This window comes from Rhodococcus sp. NPDC059234 (assembly GCF_042754225.1).
Lineage (GTDB): Bacteria > Actinomycetota > Actinomycetes > Mycobacteriales > Mycobacteriaceae > Rhodococcus_G.
In genome coordinates, this window is the sequence record NZ_JBHZAH010000017.1 from 23,406 (window position 1) to 43,011 (window position 19,606).

The 19,606-nt window shown below is 70.2% G+C and carries 19 protein-coding genes; 4 read left to right on the plus strand and 15 right to left on the minus strand.

Features of this window, described 5'->3' with window-relative positions:
* The first annotated feature begins 39 nt into the window (after positions 1-39).
* The gene (locus ACFXGJ_RS06005; RefSeq protein ID WP_378617431.1) at positions 40-930 is read left to right on the plus strand and encodes a polysaccharide deacetylase family protein; all 891 of its coding nucleotides are present in this window, start codon (positions 40-42) and stop codon (positions 928-930) included.
* A 26-nt stretch (positions 931-956) separates the two neighbouring features.
* On the opposite strand, the gene ACFXGJ_RS06010 is transcribed toward ACFXGJ_RS06005, so the two are convergent.
* From ACFXGJ_RS06010 to ACFXGJ_RS06055, 10 genes are all read right to left on the minus strand, one after another.
* Positions 957-2,381: an acyl-CoA synthetase gene (locus ACFXGJ_RS06010; RefSeq protein WP_378617432.1), complete on the minus strand. Its 1,425-nt coding sequence runs from the start codon at positions 2,379-2,381 to the stop codon at positions 957-959.
* Between the two features lie 88 nt (positions 2,382-2,469).
* On the minus strand, positions 2,470-2,697 hold the full coding sequence (locus tag ACFXGJ_RS06015; protein ID WP_378617433.1) for a hypothetical protein: 228 nt from the start codon (positions 2,695-2,697) through the stop codon (positions 2,470-2,472).
* Positions 2,697-3,851 (minus strand): Rieske 2Fe-2S domain-containing protein, encoded by a 1,155-nt coding sequence (locus ACFXGJ_RS06020; RefSeq protein WP_378617434.1) that lies wholly within the window; start codon positions 3,849-3,851, stop codon positions 2,697-2,699. The genes ACFXGJ_RS06015 and ACFXGJ_RS06020 overlap by 1 nt, the downstream gene beginning before the upstream one ends.
* A 124-nt stretch (positions 3,852-3,975) precedes the next feature.
* On the minus strand, positions 3,976-4,950 hold the full coding sequence (locus tag ACFXGJ_RS06025) for a proline dehydrogenase family protein (RefSeq protein ID WP_378617435.1): 975 nt from the start codon (positions 4,948-4,950) through the stop codon (positions 3,976-3,978).
* Between the two features lie 2 nt (positions 4,951-4,952).
* Positions 4,953-6,596: an L-glutamate gamma-semialdehyde dehydrogenase gene (pruA, locus tag ACFXGJ_RS06030; RefSeq protein ID WP_378617436.1), complete on the minus strand. Its 1,644-nt coding sequence runs from the start codon at positions 6,594-6,596 to the stop codon at positions 4,953-4,955.
* A gap of 147 nt (positions 6,597-6,743) precedes the next feature.
* Complete coding sequence (gene dapC, locus ACFXGJ_RS06035; RefSeq protein WP_378617437.1) at positions 6,744-7,844, minus strand: succinyldiaminopimelate transaminase; 1,101 nt, start codon at positions 7,842-7,844, stop codon at positions 6,744-6,746.
* A gap of 1 nt (position 7,845) precedes the next feature.
* Entirely contained in the window at positions 7,846-8,169 is a 324-nt protein-coding gene (fdxA, locus tag ACFXGJ_RS06040; RefSeq protein ID WP_142095390.1) for a ferredoxin, read from the minus strand.
* Positions 8,170-8,285: 116 nt separating this feature from the next.
* Entirely contained in the window at positions 8,286-9,137 is an 852-nt protein-coding gene (locus tag ACFXGJ_RS06045) for a hypothetical protein (protein WP_378617438.1), read from the minus strand.
* Complete coding sequence (locus tag ACFXGJ_RS06050) at positions 9,134-11,734, minus strand: bifunctional FO biosynthesis protein CofGH (RefSeq protein ID WP_378617439.1); 2,601 nt, start codon at positions 11,732-11,734, stop codon at positions 9,134-9,136. Before ACFXGJ_RS06050 ends, ACFXGJ_RS06045 begins: the two co-directional genes overlap by 4 nt.
* A 52-nt stretch (positions 11,735-11,786) precedes the next feature.
* On the minus strand, positions 11,787-11,972 hold the full coding sequence (locus tag ACFXGJ_RS06055; RefSeq protein ID WP_378617440.1) for a hypothetical protein: 186 nt from the start codon (positions 11,970-11,972) through the stop codon (positions 11,787-11,789).
* 126 nt (positions 11,973-12,098) lie between these two features.
* Here ACFXGJ_RS06055 and ACFXGJ_RS06060 point away from each other — a divergent pair, with 126 nt between their 5' ends.
* From ACFXGJ_RS06060 to ACFXGJ_RS06070, 3 genes are all read left to right on the plus strand, one after another.
* Positions 12,099-12,578, plus strand: coding sequence for a PH domain-containing protein (locus ACFXGJ_RS06060; protein ID WP_378617465.1), 480 nt, complete (start codon positions 12,099-12,101; stop codon positions 12,576-12,578).
* A gap of 119 nt (positions 12,579-12,697) precedes the next feature.
* On the plus strand, positions 12,698-14,170 hold the full coding sequence (locus ACFXGJ_RS06065; RefSeq protein ID WP_378617466.1) for a PH domain-containing protein: 1,473 nt from the start codon (positions 12,698-12,700) through the stop codon (positions 14,168-14,170).
* A 23-nt stretch (positions 14,171-14,193) separates the two neighbouring features.
* Complete coding sequence (locus ACFXGJ_RS06070; RefSeq protein ID WP_378617441.1) at positions 14,194-14,880, plus strand: uracil-DNA glycosylase; 687 nt, start codon at positions 14,194-14,196, stop codon at positions 14,878-14,880.
* Here ACFXGJ_RS06070 and ACFXGJ_RS06075 read toward each other — a convergent pair.
* The 5 genes from ACFXGJ_RS06075 to mshB all read right to left on the minus strand — a co-directional run bounded on the left by ACFXGJ_RS06075 (position 14,877) and on the right by mshB (position 19,600).
* Positions 14,877-16,196 carry a YncE family protein gene (locus ACFXGJ_RS06075; RefSeq protein WP_378617442.1) on the minus strand — a complete coding sequence of 440 codons (1,320 nt, stop codon included), beginning with the start codon at positions 16,194-16,196 and terminating at the stop codon, positions 14,877-14,879. The genes ACFXGJ_RS06070 and ACFXGJ_RS06075 overlap by 4 nt on opposite strands.
* Positions 16,197-16,289: 93 nt before the next feature.
* On the minus strand, positions 16,290-16,721 hold the full coding sequence (locus ACFXGJ_RS06080; RefSeq protein ID WP_378617443.1) for a hypothetical protein: 432 nt from the start codon (positions 16,719-16,721) through the stop codon (positions 16,290-16,292).
* A gap of 48 nt (positions 16,722-16,769) precedes the next feature.
* Positions 16,770-16,925, minus strand: coding sequence for a hypothetical protein (locus ACFXGJ_RS06085; RefSeq protein ID WP_378617444.1), 156 nt, complete (start codon positions 16,923-16,925; stop codon positions 16,770-16,772).
* 300 nt (positions 16,926-17,225) lie between these two features.
* Positions 17,226-18,602 carry a glutamate decarboxylase gene (locus ACFXGJ_RS06090; RefSeq protein WP_378617445.1) on the minus strand — a complete coding sequence of 459 codons (1,377 nt, stop codon included), beginning with the start codon at positions 18,600-18,602 and terminating at the stop codon, positions 17,226-17,228.
* Between the two features lie 122 nt (positions 18,603-18,724).
* Positions 18,725-19,600, minus strand: coding sequence for an N-acetyl-1-D-myo-inositol-2-amino-2-deoxy-alpha-D-glucopyranoside deacetylase (gene mshB, locus ACFXGJ_RS06095; protein WP_378617467.1), 876 nt, complete (start codon positions 19,598-19,600; stop codon positions 18,725-18,727).
* Positions 19,601-19,606: the final 6 nt, after the last annotated feature.

Sequence of the window (19,606 nt, forward strand, 5' to 3'; positions counted from 1 at the left end):
CGACTCGCCGACCCGGCCGGCCGACCCTATGCTCCGCCTGTGAATGCGAGAGTGACCCGCCGGACCATGCTGCTCGGACTCCTCGGGGGCGGCATCGGAGCGGCGAGTTGGGCGTACGTCGGCCCCTCGCTCGTCGGCCCGGCACCCGCCGACGCCGCCCTCCCCGGCGAAGGCTCCGCGGCGCCGTGGTTCACCGAGCCCGTGACTCCGCCGCCGCCGGACCCCGCGGCGGTGAAGGCGCGGTGGGCGACCGCGGTCCCGCACGAGTGGGGCACGGCCGTGACCGGGATCCGAACCCGGCTCGCGTCCGCGGGTCACCGTCTCGCGCTCACCTTCGACGCGTGCGGCGGGCCGGGGGGCGGCGGCGCGGTCGACACCGCGCTCCTCGACCTGCTCGAGCGTGAGCGAGTGGCCGCCACGCTGTTCCTCAACAGTCGCTGGATCGACGCCAACCCGGCGGTCGCGGTACGCCTGTCCGCCAACCCGCTGTTCGAGCTCGGCAATCACGGAACGCGTCACCTTCCGCTGTCGGTGACCGGGCGCAGCGCCTACGGCATCGCGGGCACCCGATCTGCCGCGGAGGTGGTGGACGAGGTGTCGGGAAACCACCAACGGCTGCAACAGATCACCGGCTCCGCACCGAGGTGGTTCCGGCCCGGAACCGCGCACTGCGACGAGGTCGCGACCGCGATCGTCCGCGACCTCGGTGAGGAGGTGGTCGGTTTCACGGTGAACGGCGACGCCGGCGCCACCCTGCCCACCGCGAAGGTTCAGGGCGCGCTGACCGCCGCGTCACCGGGGTCGATCGTGATCATGCACATGAACCGGCCCAAGGGCGACACCGCCGCGGGTCTGGCCGCCGCCCTGCCCGCATTGCGCCGCGCGGGAACGGAATTCGTCACCCTCACCGGCGCGGGCGGACTGGCCTAGGACCCAGGCGACCGACCCGGCGGCGCTCAGCCGAGCAGCTTCTTCTGCACCTTGCCCATCGCGTTGCGCGGCAACGAGTCGACCACTCGAATCTCACGCGGCCGCTTGTGCACCGACAGCTCGCTCGCCACGTGCTCGATGAGGGACTCCGGATCGACGGTGTCGCCGACGATGAACGCCACCACCCGCTGACCCAGGTCGTCGTCCGCGAGTCCGACCACCGCGACCTCTCGCACCGAGGGGTGTCCGAGCAGCGAGGTCTCCACCTCGCCCGCGCCGATCCGGTAGCCACCGGACTTGATCAGGTCGGTCGATTCGCGTCCGACGATCCGGTGGACGCCGTCGGCGTCGATCGCCGCGACGTCGCCGGTGACGAACCAGCCGTCCGCCGTCCACGAGGCCGCCGTCGCGTCGGGCCGGTTCAGGTAGCCGTCGAAGAGCATCGGTCCGCGCACCTGCAGACCGCCGATGGACTCGCCGTCGTGGGGCACCGGCGTCCCGTCCTCGCCGACGAGTCTGGTCTCGACTCCCCGGACCGGGATCCCCACCCAGCCGGGGCGGCGTTCACCGTCGGCGCGGGTGCTCAGGGTGATCATCGTTTCGCTCATGCCGTAGCGCTCGATCGGCGTCAGCCCGGTCAGCTCCTCGAGCCGAGCGAACACCGGCACGGGCAGCGGCGCGCTGCCCGACACCAGCAGTCGCGCCCCGCTCAGGGCGCGGGCCGACTCCTCGTCCTCGACGACCCGGGACCAGACCGTCGGGACGCCGAAGTACAGCGACCCGCGGGCCTCCGCGTAGGCCCGCGGGGTGGGCTTGAGCGTGTGGATCAGCCGGCTGCCCACCCGCAGCGGCCCGAGCAGCCCGAGGATCAGGCCGTGCACGTGGAACAGCGGAAGGCCGTGCACCAGAGTGTCTTTCTCGCTCCACTGCCAGGCCTCGGCGAGCGCGTCGAGGCCGGCGGCGATGGCCCCGCGACTGAGCAGCACGCCCTTCGGCGGACCGGTTGTGCCGGAGGTGTAGAGCACGAACGCGATCGACGACGGCGGTGGCTCGGGGTGGCTGTGCCAGTCGCGGGCGTGCACTCGCACCGGGACGATCGGCAGCGTGGCTGCTCGGGAACTCGGCTGAATGTCAGGGCCTTCGGGTGCCTGCCCGAGCCAGGCCTGCGCGCCGGAGTCGGACAGGATGTGGGCGAGCTCCGCCGGCCCCGAGTCGGGAGGCACCGGAACCACCGTCACGCCGGCCAGCAGGCAGCCGACCACCGCGATCACGGTGGATGCACTGGGTGTGGCCAGGACCGCGACCCGCTCGGCACCGCCGATGCGCCGGGCCAGGGCCCCGGCACCGCCGAGGACATCGCTGCGGGAGAGGACGTCGTCGCCGATCCGGACGGCGTCGGCGACGTCGTCGCCGCGGGCGACGGAGAGGGGGTTCAGAGAACGGAGCAGCACGACTGCCAGCGTCTCACAGCGGATGCGACGCGGCCTCCTCCCCCGCCACGGCACACTGGCGTCGTGGCCGGGGAGGCGGTCGGCGGGGTCAGTCCGGAACGGTGATCCGCCCGTCGAGCACGGCCTTGTTGATCGACTCGCGCAGCGCCGAGCAACGACCGACCCGCGCCCCGCGCAGAGTCAGGGCCGGATCCTCCCGGTACTCCTCACAGATGGCCTCGGGATGGTCGGTGTTCCACTGGACGCTCGTGTGCTGCCAGCTGCTCTTCTCGACGAGGACCCGGATCCCACAGCGCTCGCACTCGACCGGGTCCATCAGGCCGACGCCTCCGCCGCCGTCTTGCGCGCGAGGTTCTCGGCGACCTCCTTCTTCCAGGCCTCCACCGGCTTGGTGGTGTCGAGTTCGAACTCGAAGCGGTCCACCATGTCCGGCGTGACGTCGGCGACGTCGACGTAGAACTGCTCGTACCAGCGCCGCAGCTGGTAGACCGGGCCGTCCTCGCTGCACAGCAGCGGGTTCTCGATCCGCGTCTTGTTCTTCCAGATCTCGATGTCCTGCTCGAAGCCGACGCCGATGTAGCCGATCATCGCCTCCACCAACTGGTCGGCGATCTCGGCGGGCACCTGCTCGGTCTTCTTCACCGAAATGCCGTACATGAGCACGAACTTGTTCGGGCCGACCGGGTAGTGGCAGTTGATCAGCATGGACTCGACCTCGTACCGGTCGTACACGTACACCAGGTCGTCGGTCATGAAGGAGGGGCCGTAGTACGCGGCGACCGACCGGTTGCCCAGCAGCTTCGGCACGTCCGGGTCGTCCCACTCGACGATGTCCTCGCGGCTCTCGCCCGACTGCTCCTGGATGGCGACGTGGCCCTCGAAGACATTCTTGAAGTACGTCGGCATCCCGTAGTGCACGTAGTAGAAGTGCGCCATGTCCACGACGTTGTCGACGATCTCGCGGCAGTTGGTGTCGATCTCGATCGTCTTCCACACCCAGTCCGTCCACTCCGCGTCGGGCGTGCGGATCTCGGGGATGGCGACCTCCGGCGGGGGCGGGTTGCCCTCGGGGTCGTGCCAGACGAACAGCAGCTCGTCCTTCTCCATGGTCAGCCACCCGCGGGTGCGGGCGAGCGGCGGTACGCGCCGCGCGTACGGGATGCCGGTGCACTTGCCGTTGCCGCCCCAACGCCAGTCGTGGAACGGGCACGCGATCGAGTCGCCCTTGATGGTCCCCTGGCTCAGGTCGCCACCCATGTGCCTGCAGTAGGCGTCGAGGATCTTGATGTCGCCCTTGCTGTCCGCGAACACCACCAGCTTGGTCCCGAAGGCCTCGATGGAGTGCGGCACGCCGTCGCGGAACCCCTCGACGAGGCCCAGACAGTGCCAGCCTCGCGCGAAGCGATCGGGCGGAGTGCCCTGGTCGATGATGCGAACTTCGTCGGTCGCATCGGTCTCGACGTTGGTCATCAAGTGTCCTCTCGTTCAGCGACCCAACGCGGCCGCGGTGATACCGGTCACAACACTTCCAATCTCGTTCTACTAGAACGTGTTCACCAGAGAACCTCCCATCCACCGGGCACTTTGCTCACCGTCAGCCCCGCGTGGCCAGGGAACGCAGGAAAAAGGTCAGATTGGCGGGTCGCTCCGCGAGCCGGCGCATGAAGTAGCCGTACCACTGTCGGCCGTACGGCAGGTACACCCGCATCTGGACCCCGGCATCGGCCAACCGCGCCTGTTCGACATCGCGGATCCCGTACAGCATCTGGTGTTCGTACTCGTCGGAGCCGCGCGCGACTCGGCGCGCCGACGCGGCGGCCGCGGCGACCATCGCCGGGTCGTGCGAGGCCACCATCGGATAGCCCCGGCCGTCCATCAGGACCTCCAGGCACCGCAGGTACGACGCGTCCACCTCCGCCCTGGACTGGAAAGCCACCGACTCCGGCTCTCGGTAGGCCCCCTTGCACAACCGGATTCGCGATCCGGTCCCCGACAGGTTGCGGCAGTCCCCCTCGGTGCGACGCAGGTACGCCTGCAGGACGGCACCCAGCCACGGGTACTCGGCACGCAGCTCGGTCACGATCGAGAGGGTCGAGTCGGTGGTGGTGTGGTCCTCCGCGTCGACGGTGATCCACACTCCCGCCTCCTGCGCCGCCGCGCAGAGCTGGTGCGCGTGCTCGAGGGCGACCGCACCACCACCGGACGGCAACGACTGCCCGAGGGCGGACAGCTTGACGGACACCTCGAGCCGGCGGGTCCGGCCGGCGGGCGCGTGGGCCTGCGGCAGATCGCCGAGTTCGGCCAGCAGACCGCGGTACTCGTCGACCGTCGCCCGCGCCTGGGCGAGATCGGTGGTGTCCTCTCCGAGGTGGTCGAGGCTCACCATCCGACCCGAGTCCAGCAGTGCGCGGGCCACCGTGAGCGCCTCGGCTCGGGTCTCGCCCGCGACGAACCTGGTGACGAGGGACCGGGTGCCCGGTGCATGGGTGATCGCCGACTTCACCCGGGGCGAGCGGGCCGCGGCGAGGATGGCGGGGCGAAGCGGGTTCGCCAGCGCCCGGGGCACCACGGTCAGACCTCCGGCCCCATGTGCGGGTACCGGTAGTCGGTCGGAGGGACGAACGTCTCCTTGACCGTGCGGGCGGAGGTCCAGCGCAGCAGATTGATCGGCGAGCCCGCCTTGTCGTTGGTTCCGGACGCACGGGCCCCACCGAAGGGCTGCTGCCCGACCACCGCACCGGTCGGCTTGTCGTTGACGTAGAAATTGCCCGCCGTGAATCTCAGTGCGGCCGACGCCTTGTCGACGGCAACACGGTCGTCGGCGATCACCGCTCCGGTCAGCGCGTAGGGTGCGGTTGCGTCCACCACCTCGAGCAGCTTCTCGAACGCACCGGGGGCACCGTCGTCGTAGACATGCACCGATAGCACCGGTCCGAAGTACTCGGTGGCGAAGGACTCGTCGGCGGGGTCGTCGGCGAGCAGGACCGTCGGACGCACGAAGTACCCCTCACTGTCGTCGTACTTGCCGCCGACCGCGATCTCCACCCCCGCGGCGCCACGAGCGCGCTCGATCGCCGCGACGTTCTTGTCGTAGGCCGCGCGGTCGATCAGCGCGCCACCGAAGTTCGACAGGTCGGTCACGTCGCCGTAGCTGAGTTCGTCGGCCTCGGCGAGGAAGTCCGCGCCCATCCGCTCCCACACCGACCTCGGCACGTACGCACGCGAAGCGGCCGAGCACTTCTGCCCCTGGTACTCGAAGGCGCCGCGGATCAGGGCGGTGCGCAGGACGTCCGGGTCGGCGGACGAGTGCGCGACGACGAAGTCCTTGCCGCCGGTCTCCCCGACCAAGCGCGGGTAGCTCGCGTACCGGTCGATGTTGCTGCCCACCTCCCGCCACAGGTGCTGGAACGTGCGCGTCGATCCGGTGAAGTGGATGCCCGCCAGCCGTGGATCGCCCAGCGCCACATCGGATACCGCGGCGCCGGACCCGGTGACGAGGTTGATCACCCCGGGCGGCAGGCCGGCCGCTTCGAGCAGTTTCATCGTCCAGTACGCCGCCAGGGTCTGGGTGGTCGAGGGCTTCCACACCACGGTGTTGCCCATCAGCGCGGGGGCGGTCGGCAGGTTGCCCGCGATCGCCGAGAAGTTGAACGGGGTGATCGCGTACACGAAACCCTCGAGCGGCCGGTACTCCATCCGGTTCCACACGCCGGAGCTCGACGCCGGCTGTTCGGCGAGGATCTGCCGCGCGAAGTGCACGTTGAACCGCCAGAAGTCGACCAGCTCGCACGGGGCGTCGATCTCCGCCTGCTGCACCGTCTTCGACTGCCCGAGCATCGTTGCCGCGGCGAGGGTCTCGCGCCACGGACCCGACAGCAGGTCGGCGGCGCGCAGCAGCACGGCGGCCCTGTCGTCGAACGAGAGCGCCCGCCAGCCGGGCGCGGCCGCGACGGCGGCCTCGACGGCGGCGTCGGCGTCCTCGTGGGTGGCCTCGGTCAGGGTGCCGAGCACCGCACGCCTGCGGTGCGGCTGCACCACCTCGACCTGCGCACCCGCGCCGAGTCGGTGGACCCCGCCGATGACGTGCGGCAGGTCGATGCGGTCGGCCGCCAGTTCGGCGAGCTCGGTGGCGAGGATCGCACGCTCGCGACTGCCGGGCGCGTACGAGTGCACCGGCTCATTGGTGGGCGCGGGAACCTTCGTGACGGCGTCCATGCTGCCTCCTGCCCCGAGGAATCGCGCCCGGGGCGGCACCCCGGCAGCGTCTAGCGAGGAACTCAGGAACCAGGCTAACCGTCCCGGCCGGTGCGCGCAGTGGTGTGCCTACGGAGTCCAGACACTCCGCACGCGCACCACCGCGTGTCAGCCCAGTCGTGCGGCGGCGGCCGCGATCCGCTCGTCGGTCTCGGTCAGCGCCATCCGCACGTGGCGACGGCTGCCGGGGCCGTAGAAGTCGCCGGGGGCGACGAGGATGCCGCGGTCGGCGAACCAGTCGACGGTGTCGCGGCACGCCTCCTCGCGGGTCAGCCACAGGTACAGCCCGGCCTCGGAGTTGTCGACGGTGAACCCGGCACCGCGGACCGCGGCGAGCAGGACCTCGCGGCGTGCGCGGTACCGCTCCCGTTGCGCGTTCTCGTGCTCGTCGTCGTTCAGCGCCGCCGTCATCGCGGCCTGCACGGTAGTCGGCATGATCATGCCGGCGTGCTTGCGGACCTCGAGCAGTTCGGCGACGAGCACCGGGTCGCCGGTGACGAAGCCGGCGCGGTAGCTGGCCAGGTTCGAGGTCTTCGACAGCGAGTGCACGGCGAGCAGGCCGGTGTGGTCGCCGTCGCAGACCCGCGGGTCGAGGATCGAGCAGGCCTCGGCGTCCCAGGTCAGTCCCAGGTAGCACTCGTCGGACACCACGATCGCGCCGCGCTGGCGGGCGAAGTCGACGACCTTGCGCAGGTGGTCGATGCCGAGCACCTTGCCGGTCGGGTTCGACGGCGAGTTGACGAAGATCAGCGCGGGGCTCTCGGGGCCCAGCCGCATCGTGCCGTCGGCGCGCAGCACCCGGCAGCCGGCCAGCAGCGCGCCGACCTCGTAGGTCGGGTACGCGACCTCCGGAATCACCACCAGGTCGTCGGCGCCCAGCCCGAGCAGGCTCGGCAGCCAGGCGATCATCTCCTTGGTGCCGAGCGCCGGCAGCACCGCGGACGGGTCGATCCCCGTGACCCCGTACCGGCGGGCCAGCGCCGCCGACGCCGCCTCACGCAGCTGCGGGGTGCCGTGCGTGGTCGGGTACCCGGGCACCTCCGACACCGAGGCGAGCGCCTCGCGGATCAGGGGTGCGACCGGGTCGACCGGCGTGCCGACGGACAGGTTGACGATGCCGTCGGGATGCGCCTGCGCCCTGGCCTTCGCCTCGGCAAGCGAGTCCCACGGAAAGTCGGGCAGTCCCCGCGAGACGGGTGTACGGGGCAAGTCAGTCCTCGCCCATGGGCGGCAGGGCCTTGATGAACGGCGGGTCGTAGTCGACCTTGCCGAGCTTCGCTGCGCCACCCGGAGAACCGAGTTCGACGAAGAAGTCGACGTTCGCGCTCACGTACGCGTTCCACTGGTCCGGCACGTCGTCCTCGTAGAAGATCGCCTCGACCGGGCAGACCGGCTCACACGCGCCGCAGTCCACGCACTCGTCGGGGTGGATGTAGAGCATCCGGCCGCCCTCGTAAATACAGTCGACGGGGCACTCCTCGATGCACGCCTTGTCGAGCACATCCACGCACGGTTCAGCAATCGTGTAGGGCACTGCCGCTGCCTTTCTGAACGGACCTGATTCGTCGAGCGCACAACGTGAACGCTCACGAGTTACTAGTATCACCCCTCCGACGCGCACCCGGCCGGGCAGGGTGCCCTCAGAGTGCGTCAGACCGTGGTCGTCCCGAGTGCACCGCCGTACTCGACCGCCGTGCGCACCGTGTGCCCGTCGATCCACCGCCTGCCCTGCACGGCGGCATCGAACAACGCGCCGCGCTCTCCGAGATAATCGGCGATCGCACCGAGGAACGGCACGTGCCCGAGGGCCTGGAAGGGCCTCGACGACTGCGGCCGCTTGTGCAGCTCGTCCGGGATCGCCCGCAGCGTCTTCGCGGTCCGCCACATCCCGCTCAGCATCGCCAGCGGACGCCACGTCTCCGCCGACCTCTCGGGCAGCGCCGCGTCCCCCTTCTTCGCCAGCAGGGTGCGGGCGTCGGTCGAGCGCTTGCACAGGACCGCCGCCACCATGTCGACCTGGGCGGCGCGGTCGGTCACCCCGAGCTCGCGCGCGACGGCGACCAGCACCAGCGTCTGGTTGGCGAACCCGAGCAGATCCTGCAGCGGCAGGCGTTTCGCGAGCGGGCCCAGCACGCCCGGGAACGCGACGACGATGGTGTTGAGCAGTCCCAACCTGGTCAGCCACCACCGCGCCCGGCGTTCGTCGCTGGCCCTCACCCACGCCGCGGTGCCCGGCACCTCGGCCACGTCCAGCAACCACGCGGCGCCGTCGAGCGCCTTCTCGAGCACAGTCCTCGGCGTTCCGCCGGACTCCGTCGCCGAACCCTCCCGGGCCTGCAGCACGAAGGTCCGGGCCTTGATGCCCAGCGGGTCACTGCTCGCCAGGTCGAGCAGCGGATTGACACCCCACGCGGCTCGGTCCAGGACGGCGACGACGCGTTCGTCTCCGATGGGATCCTTGGCCTTCCGATCCTGTGCGGCCTTCCGATCCTGTGCGTTCATCGAACCCCCACCCTCTCGGCGTAGCTGGTCGTGCGCTGACGAGCCGGGCGACCGATCCCCTCCGCGATGGCGCGCAGTTCGGCGACCGTCTTCTCCGAGCCGTGCTGCGAACCCGCCATCCGCGAGATCGTCTCCTCCATCAGTGTGCCCCCGAGATCGTTGGCGCCGCCCTGCAACATCGCCTGGGTGCCCTCGGTGCCGAGCTTGACCCAGCTGGTCTGGATGTTCGGGATCCGCCCGTGCAGCATCACCCGCGCCAGCGCGTGCGCCGCACGGTTGTCACGGCGCGTCGGGCCCGGCCGCGACGCACCCGCCAGGTACAGCGGCGACGACTGGTGCACGAACGGCAGCAACACGAACTCGGTGAATCCGCCCGTGCGGTCCTGGATTCCGCGGAGCACGTTCAGGTGCCCGACCCAGTGGTGCGGCTGGTCGACGTGCCCGTACATCATCGTCGAACTGGACCGCAGGCCCACCTCGTGCGCGGTGGTGACCACGTCGATCCAGGTGCTGGTGGGCAGCTTGCCCTTGGTCAGCACCCAGCGGACCTCGTCGTCGAGGATCTCCGCCGCGGTTCCGGGAATGCTGTCCAGGCCCGCCTCGCGCAGGTCCGTCAGCCAGTCCCGCACGCTCTGCCCGCCACGGGAGGCGCCGTTGACGATCTCCATCGGGCTGAAGGCGTGCACGTGCATCGACGGCACCCGCGCCTTGACCGCGCGCACCAGGTCCGCGTAGCCGGTGACCGGCAGCTCGGGGTCGATCCCGCCCTGCATGCAGACCTCGGTCGCCCCGGCGACGTGCGCCTCCCACGCCCTGTCCGCGACCTCGTTCGCGGACAGGGTGAACGCATCCGCGTCGCCCTTGCGCTGCGCGAACGCGCAGAACCGGCAACCCGTGTAGCAGATGTTGGTGAAGTTGATGTTCCGGTTCACCACGTAGGTGACGTCGTCGCCGACCGCCTCCCGACGCAGCGCGTCGGCGAGCGCGACGAGGGCCTCGAGACCCTCGCCGTCCGCGGTGGCCAGCGCCCGGTACTCGTCGTCCGAGCAGCCCGCCGGGTCGGCCTCGGCGCTGCGCAGTGCAGCCAGCACGTCGGTGTCCACCCGTGCCGGCGCGCTCAGCGAGAGCACCTGTTCGCGGACCGTCTCCCAGTCACCGAACGCACTGCCCAGGTCGCTACGGGTCTCGGTGTTGCGACCTTCGGTATCGATCTCGGTGTTCAGGTCGACACGGCCGGTCGACTCCCAGGTCTCGTCCGGCTCCTGCCACGGCAGCCCGACCGGCCGGGTGTCCGGCCGGGCCAGGCCCGTCACCGGGTCCGCAAGGGCGTGCACGTGCGCGCTGATGCGCGGGTCGATCCACGGCGACCCCGCCAGCACGTACCTCGGCTGCGCCGCCGTGCGCTCGACGAGCTCGAATCCGGCCTCCGCGGTGAGCGCGGCGAGGGTGTCCAGGTTCGGCCAGGGGCGCTCGGGGTTGACGTGATCGGGGGTCAGCGGCGACACCCCGCCCCAGTCGTCGACGCCCGCGGCGATCAACGCGAGGCACTCCTCGCCCGAGACCAGGTTCGGCGGCGACTGGATGCGCATCGACGGCCCGAGCACCAGTCGGGCGGCGGCGATCGCGGCACGGAACTCCTCGATCCCGGCATCCGGCGTCTCGCGCATCGCGGTGTCGTCCTTGGCCAGGAAGTTCTGCACGATCACTTCCTGGACATGTCCGAAGGCCTTGTGCGACTGACGGATCGCCATGATCGACTCGGCGCGCTCGAGCATCGTCTCGCCGATGCCGACCAGGATGCCCGTGGTGAATGGCACCGACAGCCGGCCGGCGTCGGTCAGCGTGCGCAGCCGCACCGCCGGATCCTTGTCGGGGCTGCCGTAGTGGCACTGCCCCTTGTCGGTGAACAGCCGCGTCGAGGTGGTCTCGAGCATCATGCCCATCGACGGGGCGACGGGCTTGAGCCGGTTGATCTCCTCCCAGCTCAGCACCCCCGGGTTCAGGTGCGGGAGCAGTCCGGTCTCCTCGAGCACCCGGATCGACATCGCCCGCAGGTAGTCGAGAGTGGAGTCGTACCCGCGGGCGTCGAGCCACTCCTTGGCCTCCGGCCAGCGCGCCTCCGGCCGGTCGCCGAGGGTGAACAGCGCCTCCTTGCAGCCCAGTTCGGCGCCGCGGCGGGCGATGTCGAGGACCTCGTCGGCCTCGAGATACATCCCGTGCCCCTCAGCGCGAAGCTTGCCCGGCACGGTCACGAACGTGCAGTAGTGGCACTTGTCGCGGCACAGCCGGGTCAGCGGGATGAAGACCTTGCGCGAATAGCTGACGGTGTTCGGCCGCCCCACGGCCTCGAGGCCCGCGTCACGAACCCGCGCCGCGGACGCGCACAGGTCCTCGAGGTCCGCCCCGCGCGCATGCAGCAGCACGGTCGTCTCGTCGACATTCAGCGTGGCACCGTCGCGGGCCCGGCGCAGTGCGCGCCGCATCGCCGACGCGGACGGCGCGGCGACCTCCCGCCGGTCGCCCGACGGCATGGCCGGGTCGGGCAGGAGCGCGGGCGTGGTGGTGTGGTCGTCGCTCGTGGTCACGCGTTCGATCATGCGCCATCGGCGGAGACTTGTGCCACAGCAGGTCGGCGCTCAGCGCGCTCGCTCATCCCCGCGGATAGTCCTCGTCGTCCGGCACGCTGCGCCGCTGCTCGGCCACGTCCGCCTCGTTCACCTCCAGCGCGTCCGTCGCGACCTCCTCGACGGAGTCGTCGGAGTCGTCGGGTCCGGCGACCTCTGTGCCCTGCTCCACACCGTCCGCCTCGGGGACTTCGGCCTCGAATCGGTCCATGTGCACCTCCTGGTCGGCCCACCGTCCAGGCTAGTCCTGCCGAGGGCGGCGAGAATCGCCCGAGCGAGGCCACCGCGGATCGGGCAGGCTGAGGGTGTGAACAGCCCTGCACCCTCCGCCGTGACCATGGCCGATCCGCGGTGCCGGCCCAGCAGCAAGGCGCCGCGCCTGTGGGCGATCAACGCCGTCCTCGTCTGGATCCCGGTCTTCCTCGCGCAGCTGGTGTGGGCGGCCCTCGCCGGCCGGTGGACGAGCTGGCCGCACGTCGCGGTGTTCGCGGGCACCCTCGTGCTCGCTCTCGTGCACGTCCTCGTCGTTCCGCAGTGGCGGTACCGTGTGCACCGCTGGGAGGTCAGCCCGACCGCGGTGTACACCAAGACGGGGTGGTTCAACCAGGAACGACGCATCGCTCCGATCTCCCGGATCCAGACGGTCGACACCGAACGCGGGCCGATCGACCGGATGCTGGGGCTGGCCACGGTCACCGTCACCACCGCCTCCTCGGCGGGCGCCGTCAAGATCACCGCACTCGACCTGGACGTTGCCGACGCAACCGTCACCCAGCTGACCGAGATCGCGGGCCGCAACCTCGGGGACGCGACGTGAACATCCCCGAACGGGTCGATGCCGCGAACCCCGCTCCTGGAACTGCTCCCCCCGAGGCGTCGGGCGCGGAGGCGCTGGCCGCAGAGCGGGAGCAGCCCTGGCTGCGCCTCGACAAGCGGATGCTGCTGGTGCACCCGGTCAACGAGGTCGTCAGTCTTCTTCCGGTGCTGCTGATCTCGCTCGTCGTCGGCACCCGGACCGGCAACCACCTGTGGGGACTCGGTGCCGTCGCCGTGCTGGTCACGTATGCCGTCGCGCGCTGGTTCACCACCAGCTACCGCCTCGGCCCGGTGCACGTGCAGATGCGATCAGGCGTCTTCCAGAAGAAGCTGCTGTCGGTGCCGCGCAACCGGATTCGCTCGGTCGACGTGGAAGCCGGCGTTCTGCACCGCATGCTCGGGCTGTCGGTGGTGCGGGTCGGCACCGGCCGACGAACCGATCGACCCGGAGAATCGTCGACCTTCGAGCTCAACGCCCTCGACTCCCGCCTGGTGCCCGCCCTGCGTGCGGCTCTGCTCGCCCGGCACGTGGACGCCCCGGACGCCGCCACACCGCCCGACGCCACGGCCCGGACGGCGGTCGCGCCGGAGGTCGAGATCGCGCACTGGTCACCCGGCTGGGTCCGATACGCGCCGTTCTCCGTCACCGGGGTGGCCACCGTCCTCGCGGCGATCGCAGTCGCGTTCCAGTACGGCATCGGCCAGCAGGTCGTTCACTCGTCCGCCGTCTCGCGCGGACTCGACACCGCCCAGCGTCTCGGCATCAGCGTGGCCGTCCTCGCCGGCCTGGTCGTGCTGCTCGTGGTCGCGAGCGCGCTGGCCTGCGCGCGCTACCTCATCGCGTTCAGCAACCTTCGCGTCACCGACGACGGGCACGTGTTGCACGTGAGCCACGGTCTGCTCAAGACCCGCCAGACCACCCTGGACCGGACGCGACTGCGGGGCGCCACGCTGCACGAGCCGCTGCTGCTGCGGCTCGCCCGCGGCGCACGACTGGACGCGATCATGACCGGCGTCGCGGTGGAGGCGCGACATTCGTCGATGCTCCTGCCGCAGGCGCCGCTCGAGGAGGCCACGCGCATGATGGGAATCGTCTTGCGCGAGCGCGACTTTCCGGCCGATGTCACCACATCGCTCACCCAGCACGGGCCGGCCGCTCGCCGCCGCCGGTACACCCGGGCGCTGCTGCCGGTCGGCGCGCTCGCCGCGGTCGTCGCAGTCGCGGCCGCGTTCGGACGAAGCGCGGGCTGGCCGGAAGTGATCGTGCTGGCGCTCCTCGCCGGGTGTGCCGCCGCGCTCGCGCACGACCGCTACCGCGGCCTGGGCCATGCCACCCCGCCCGGCTGGCTGGTCACCCGTAGCGGGTCCCTGGACCGCGGCAGGCACAGCCTCGAGGCAGCGGGCGTCGTCGGCTGGACCGTGCGCCAGACCTTCTTCCAGCGGCGTGCGGGCGTGGCCACCGTGGTCGCCGCGACGCCCGCCGGGACCGGCCACTACGAGGTCATCGACCTTCCCGCCGAACAGGCGTGGACTCTGGTCGAGTCGGTGACGCCGGGAGCGGGCGACATCTGGGCCCACCGGGAACGACCGTGACGCGGTACCCCAGCCTCGCGGACATGGATGCCGACCTGATCGACTGCAGGCGCTGTCCCCGACTGGTCGCCTGGCGCGAGCGGGTCGCACACGAGAAGCGGGCGGCCTTCCGCGACGAGACCTACTGGGGCAGACCGGTACCCGGATTCGGTCCGTCCGACGCCGCGATGCTGATCGTCGGGCTCGCACCCGCGGCGCACGGCGGCAACCGCACCGGCCGGATGTTCACCGGCGACCGCAGCGGAGACGTGCTCTTCGCGGCGCTGCACGCGGTCGGACTGGCCAACCAATCGACCGCCGTCAGCTGCGACGACGGCCTGCGGCTGCGCGGAGTCCGGGTCACCGCACCCGTGCACTGCGCTCCGCCGGACAACAAGCCGACCACTGTGGAGCGGGACACCTGCCGTCGCTGGATCGACGAGGAGCTGCGGCTGCTGACGCCGACCCTGCGCTCGGTGGTCGTGCTCGGCGGATTCGGTTGGCAGGCACTGTTTCCGGTACTCGCCGACGCCGGCTGGGCGGTACCGAGGCCCCGGCCGAAGTTCGGCCACGGCGCGCGGGTGACGCTGCCGTCGGCCGCCGGCCACGCACTGGACGTGTTCGGCAGCTTCCACGTCAGCCAGCAGAACACCTTCACCGGCAGGCTCACGCCCGCCATGCTCGAGGCCGTACTGGCAGACGCGGGGCGCGCCGCCGGACTGTCGAGCTAGGAGCCGGAACTCCCGGCGCTTCCGCCGCCCCCGGTCCCCGGATCGCCGCCGGCGGCGGTTCCGGTCCAGCCGGCGGGCACGTGTCCGAGGCGCACCCGCTGCGGGTGGTCTCCGACCTGGACGGTCGCCACCTTCTGCCCCGTCGCGAAGTCGATCGCGCTCACCGCGTCGTTCGCACTCTCCGAGATCACGCAGTGGGTGCCGTCCCCGTCCACCGTGGCCCAGTACGGCTTTCCGGCCGGGACCATCGGGGTCTCCTGCAGGGTGGCGGTGTCCACCGTCGTCACGTAGTCGTCCATCGTCCCGGCGATGCACAGCCTGCGCCCGTCGGGGCTGATCGACATGCCGTGGTGCCGCGAGTCGTTGACCCAGGTCGTCCGGTCCGGGCTGGTCTTCGGGTTCTTGGGCAGTTCCTTGACCCTGGTGATCTTGTCGGCGGCGATGTCGTACTCGACGAAGCCGTTGAAGAACGACACCTGGAAGTACATCTTGCTCTCGTCGGGCGCGAAGGCGACCGGCCGCACCGCGTCCGAGAGATCCTTGCGACCGAAGGCGTCCAGCCTGTCCCGCATGTCGATGACCCGGACCGTCTGGAAGGTCTGAGTGTCGACCACCGTGATCTTGCGGTCGCCCTTGGTGAAGTCGAGCGACGGGTCGTCCAGCGGGGTGTTCACTTCGCCGATCGCCATGTTCCACAGGTACCGGCCGCCGTCGGTGAAGACGTTCTCGTGCGGCTTGTCGCCCGTCTTGAACGAGCCGGCCTGGACGCCCGTCTCGATGTCGAGAACGTGCACGGTGTTGCTCGTCGACGCCGAGACCGCCACCCGACGACCGTCCGGCGAGACCGCCATGTGATCGGAGCGGTAGCCGGACACGGGGAAGCGCCAGTTGATCTTTCCGCTTGTGAGGTCGATCGAGACGACGTCGGCGAAGCTCGGCCGGGACGCGACCACCGCGGACCCGTCGGGCGTGGTGTACATGTCGTCCACGTACTGGTCGTGTCCCTCGCCCGCGGTCAGCCGGATGCCCTGATAGAAGGCGTACCTGACCGGGTCGCTCTGGATCTCGCGCATTCGCTCGGCCCTGTCCGGGATCATGTTGACCCGGCCGATCTTGGCGTAGTCGCCGGTCGAGGCGATCACGTCGGCGGCACCCTCCCAGTTGTTGCCGACGAACAGCACCTCCTTCAGCCCGTCCGCGGGCGGCGGTGCGGCATTGGCGATTCCGAACGTTCCGAGCGAGAGCACTGCGACGGCAGAGGCCGCGGCCCATCGGATCGGAGGTCTGCGCAGATACCGAGTCGATGCCGCCGCCACGTGTCCACTCCTGTCGTCAAGCCGGGTTTACGCGCCGAAGGGTAACGACTGAACCTCGGCGAGGGAGCGGTTTCCCCGATACCGCCGGCCCGGCTACCGCGACCGCGCCGCCTGGCCCCGCGCCGCCTGGCCCCGCGCCACGGCGGCGTCGGAGGCGAACTTGAACAACAGGACCCCGGGCGGGACCAACCCGCACACCAGCAGCAGCAGGGTGCGCCAGTCCGCGAGCAGCAGGACATCGCCGCCGGGGCCGCCGAACATGCACACCGCGAAGCCGACGAACCAGCCGATCACCGGCAGCGCCGTCATCGCCGGGCGGTCGGTGACCGTCCGTGCGCCGACCACCAGGAGCACGTTGATCAGCGCGGCGGCGAGGGCGCTGACGGGGAACGGCACCGCACCCAGCCGCAGCGGGAGAAAGAGCACCGCGAGCACCGCGGTCAGCAGGCCGTCGAACACCAGCAGCGCCAGGATCACCGAGTCGAGGATTCCTGGCGTACCGGCGGTGCGCGGGCTGGCGGTCATGACGTCGATCGTAGAACCCGGGTCACCGAACCACGTTCTCGGCGGCGATCAGGGCACCGGCGGGTAGCCCAGCATGGTCAGCAGGTGGCTCTGCATGTCGACGAATCCGTACAGCGCACTCATGTACATGTCGTGGTACATCTGCGCGTTCGGCCGCAACGAATCCACGAAAGCCACGATCGCGTTCTGCACGTCCCAGTTCAACTTCGACACCCTTCGCCGGCCCCGACCGCTATGACCTACCTCACATCGTAGCCGGGTCGGCGGGCGTTACCCGGGGTCGGCCACGCGGCTCATGGACGCGTGCTCGCCACCCCGGTTCCACCCCGGCTTCCGGAAGCGGAAGATCAGCAGTGGAATCGCCGTGAAGACGACCAGACCGCCCGCGACCAGGGCGATGTAGCTGACGGGTCGCCGCCGTCATCAGACCGAGCGTCGACGCCGTCAGGTACGACTTCTTCGGTCTGCCCGTCGTCAGGTCGGGATCAACGGCGCCGACGGACATCAGTGATGGAACCCGATCCGGGTGTCGTCCGAGGGCGCACCGGAGGTCAGCCGCGTCAAGGCCGCCCTGATGTCGTCCGCCAGCAGCGCGATCTCGTCGCGGGAAACGCCGTGACGGACGAGAACTCGCTGGATCACCGTCTCCTCACGGTCCGGCGGCAGCGGGTAGGACGGCACCTGCCAGCCGCGAATTCGCAGCTGGTCGCTGAGGTCGTAGAGCGAGAATCCCGCCGTGGCCGGGTCGGTGAGCGTGTACGACACCGCGGGCAGCCCGCCGCGCCCGTCGTAGAGCAGCGTGAACGGACCCATCTCCCGGATCTGCGCGGCCAGGAACTGCGCGGTGTCCACGCAGGCCTGATGGACCCTGCGGTAGCCCTCCCTGCCGAGCCGCAACAGCAGGTAGTACTGGGCGACGATCTCGCCGCCGGGCCGCGAGAAGTTCAACGCGAAGGTCGGCATGTCGCCGCCGAGATAGCTGACCCGGAAGACCAGGTCGTCGGGCAGCAGGTCCGCCGAACGCCACACCACCCAGCCGACGCCGAGCGGCGCCAGCCCGTACTTGTGTCCCGAGGCGTTGATCGAGGCCACCCGCGGGACCCTGAAGTCCCACACCAGACCAGGCTCCAGGAACGGCGCGATGAATCCTCCGCTCGCCGCGTCGACGTGGATCGGCACGTCCCACCCGGTGTCGGCCTCGATAGCGTCGAGTTCGGCCGCGATTTCGGCCACCGGCTCGTAGTCGCAGGTGTACGTCACACCCAGGATGGCAACAACGCCAATCGTGTTCTCGTCCACGTACTTCCGAAGCTGATGCGGGCGCAACCCGGTCGCGCCCTTCTCGAGCGGCACCTGTCTCAGCTCCACGTCGAAGTATCGAGCGAACTTCTCCCAACACACCTGCACGGGGCCGCACACCAGGTTCGGGCGGTCAATCGCCTTCCCCTCGGCTCGGCGTCGCTCCCGCCAGCGCCATTTCAGCGCCAGGCCGCCGAGCATCGCGGCCTCGCTGGATCCGGTTGTCGAGCAGCCCATGGTCCCGCGACCGTCCGGCGAATTCCACAGGTCGGCGAGCATGTGCACGCAGCGCGACTCGATCTCGGCGGTCTGGGGGTACTCGTCCTTGTCGATCATGTTCTTGTCGAGGCAGTCGTTCATCAGCCGATGCACCTCGTCCTCGGACCAGGTCGAGCAGAAGGTCGCGAGATTCTGCGAAGAGTTGCCGTCGAGTGCCAACTCGCCACGGATCAGCGCATACGCGATCCTCGAATCCGAGGATTCCCGAGGCATTTGATACTTCGGCAGCACCGCCTCGCTCAGTGGCGTCGAATAGATGTCGTCGACGGTGTCTTCCTTTTTGCTCACCCGGTGCAGCGCCATCTACCTCGTCCTCCGTCATCCGGTATCGAAATTCGACAATGGATACAACGCGTCCAGAGCAGGTACCTAGGTGGAACGCACTCAGGGTAGCTCCGATCACATGGCTGCGTCGGGCGGACGAATCAGGCGATGCCCGAGAAGAGGTCCCGCTCGCGGCCGTCGGCCGCGGTCTCACCGCGGGTTCCCCGGACCAGGACGAAGTGTTCCTCCACGAGGATCGGCTGGGCGATGTTGTTGGAGAGGGCGTACTCCGCCCCGGTGGGCGACACCGTGACCTGGGTGGCATGCGCCGCCAGTGCCGACACCTTGCGGTCGAGGACGCCGCGGACGTCGATCGTGGTCGTCACCGACTCGTCGGGCACGCAGGGCAGTTCGCCGGGTTCGGGTATTCGCCAGCCGGACGGCAGCTCCCCGATCGATTCGATCCCACGCTCGAGCGAATCCGCCTCCGTGACAGTCCAGTACAGCTTCGACGGCACCCAGGGGATGCCGGCATGCGGGTACCGGACGGTGCCCGCCGCCTCGAAGGCAGCCGTCGTCAGCCGGTGCACCTGCATGTGGTCGGGGTGCCCGTAGCCACCCTCCGGGTCGTAGCAGACCACCACCTGCGGGCGCAGCTCCCGAATGACCGCCACCAGTGCGGCGGTCGCCTCGTCGCGGTCGGCACCGACGAAGGCGCGAGGATGGTCCGCCGACGGGGTGCCCATCATGCCGGAGTCGCGCCAGCGACCGGCGTGGCCGAGGAAACGCGGTCCCGCCACTCCGAGCGCCGCCAGCGCCGTCGAGAGCTCGAGCACACGGAAGCCACCGAGCTGATCTGCCTGCGCGGCAACGAGTCCCGCCCACGTCTGGCCGATCACCTCCCCCTCCTCCCCGAGGGTGCAGGTCAGCACGGTCACCTCGGCGCCCTGCGCGACATAGCGTGCGATGGTGCCACCGGTGGTGATCGTCTCGTCGTCGGGATGCGCGTGCACCAGCAGCAGCCGGCGCGAAGGCACGGAGTC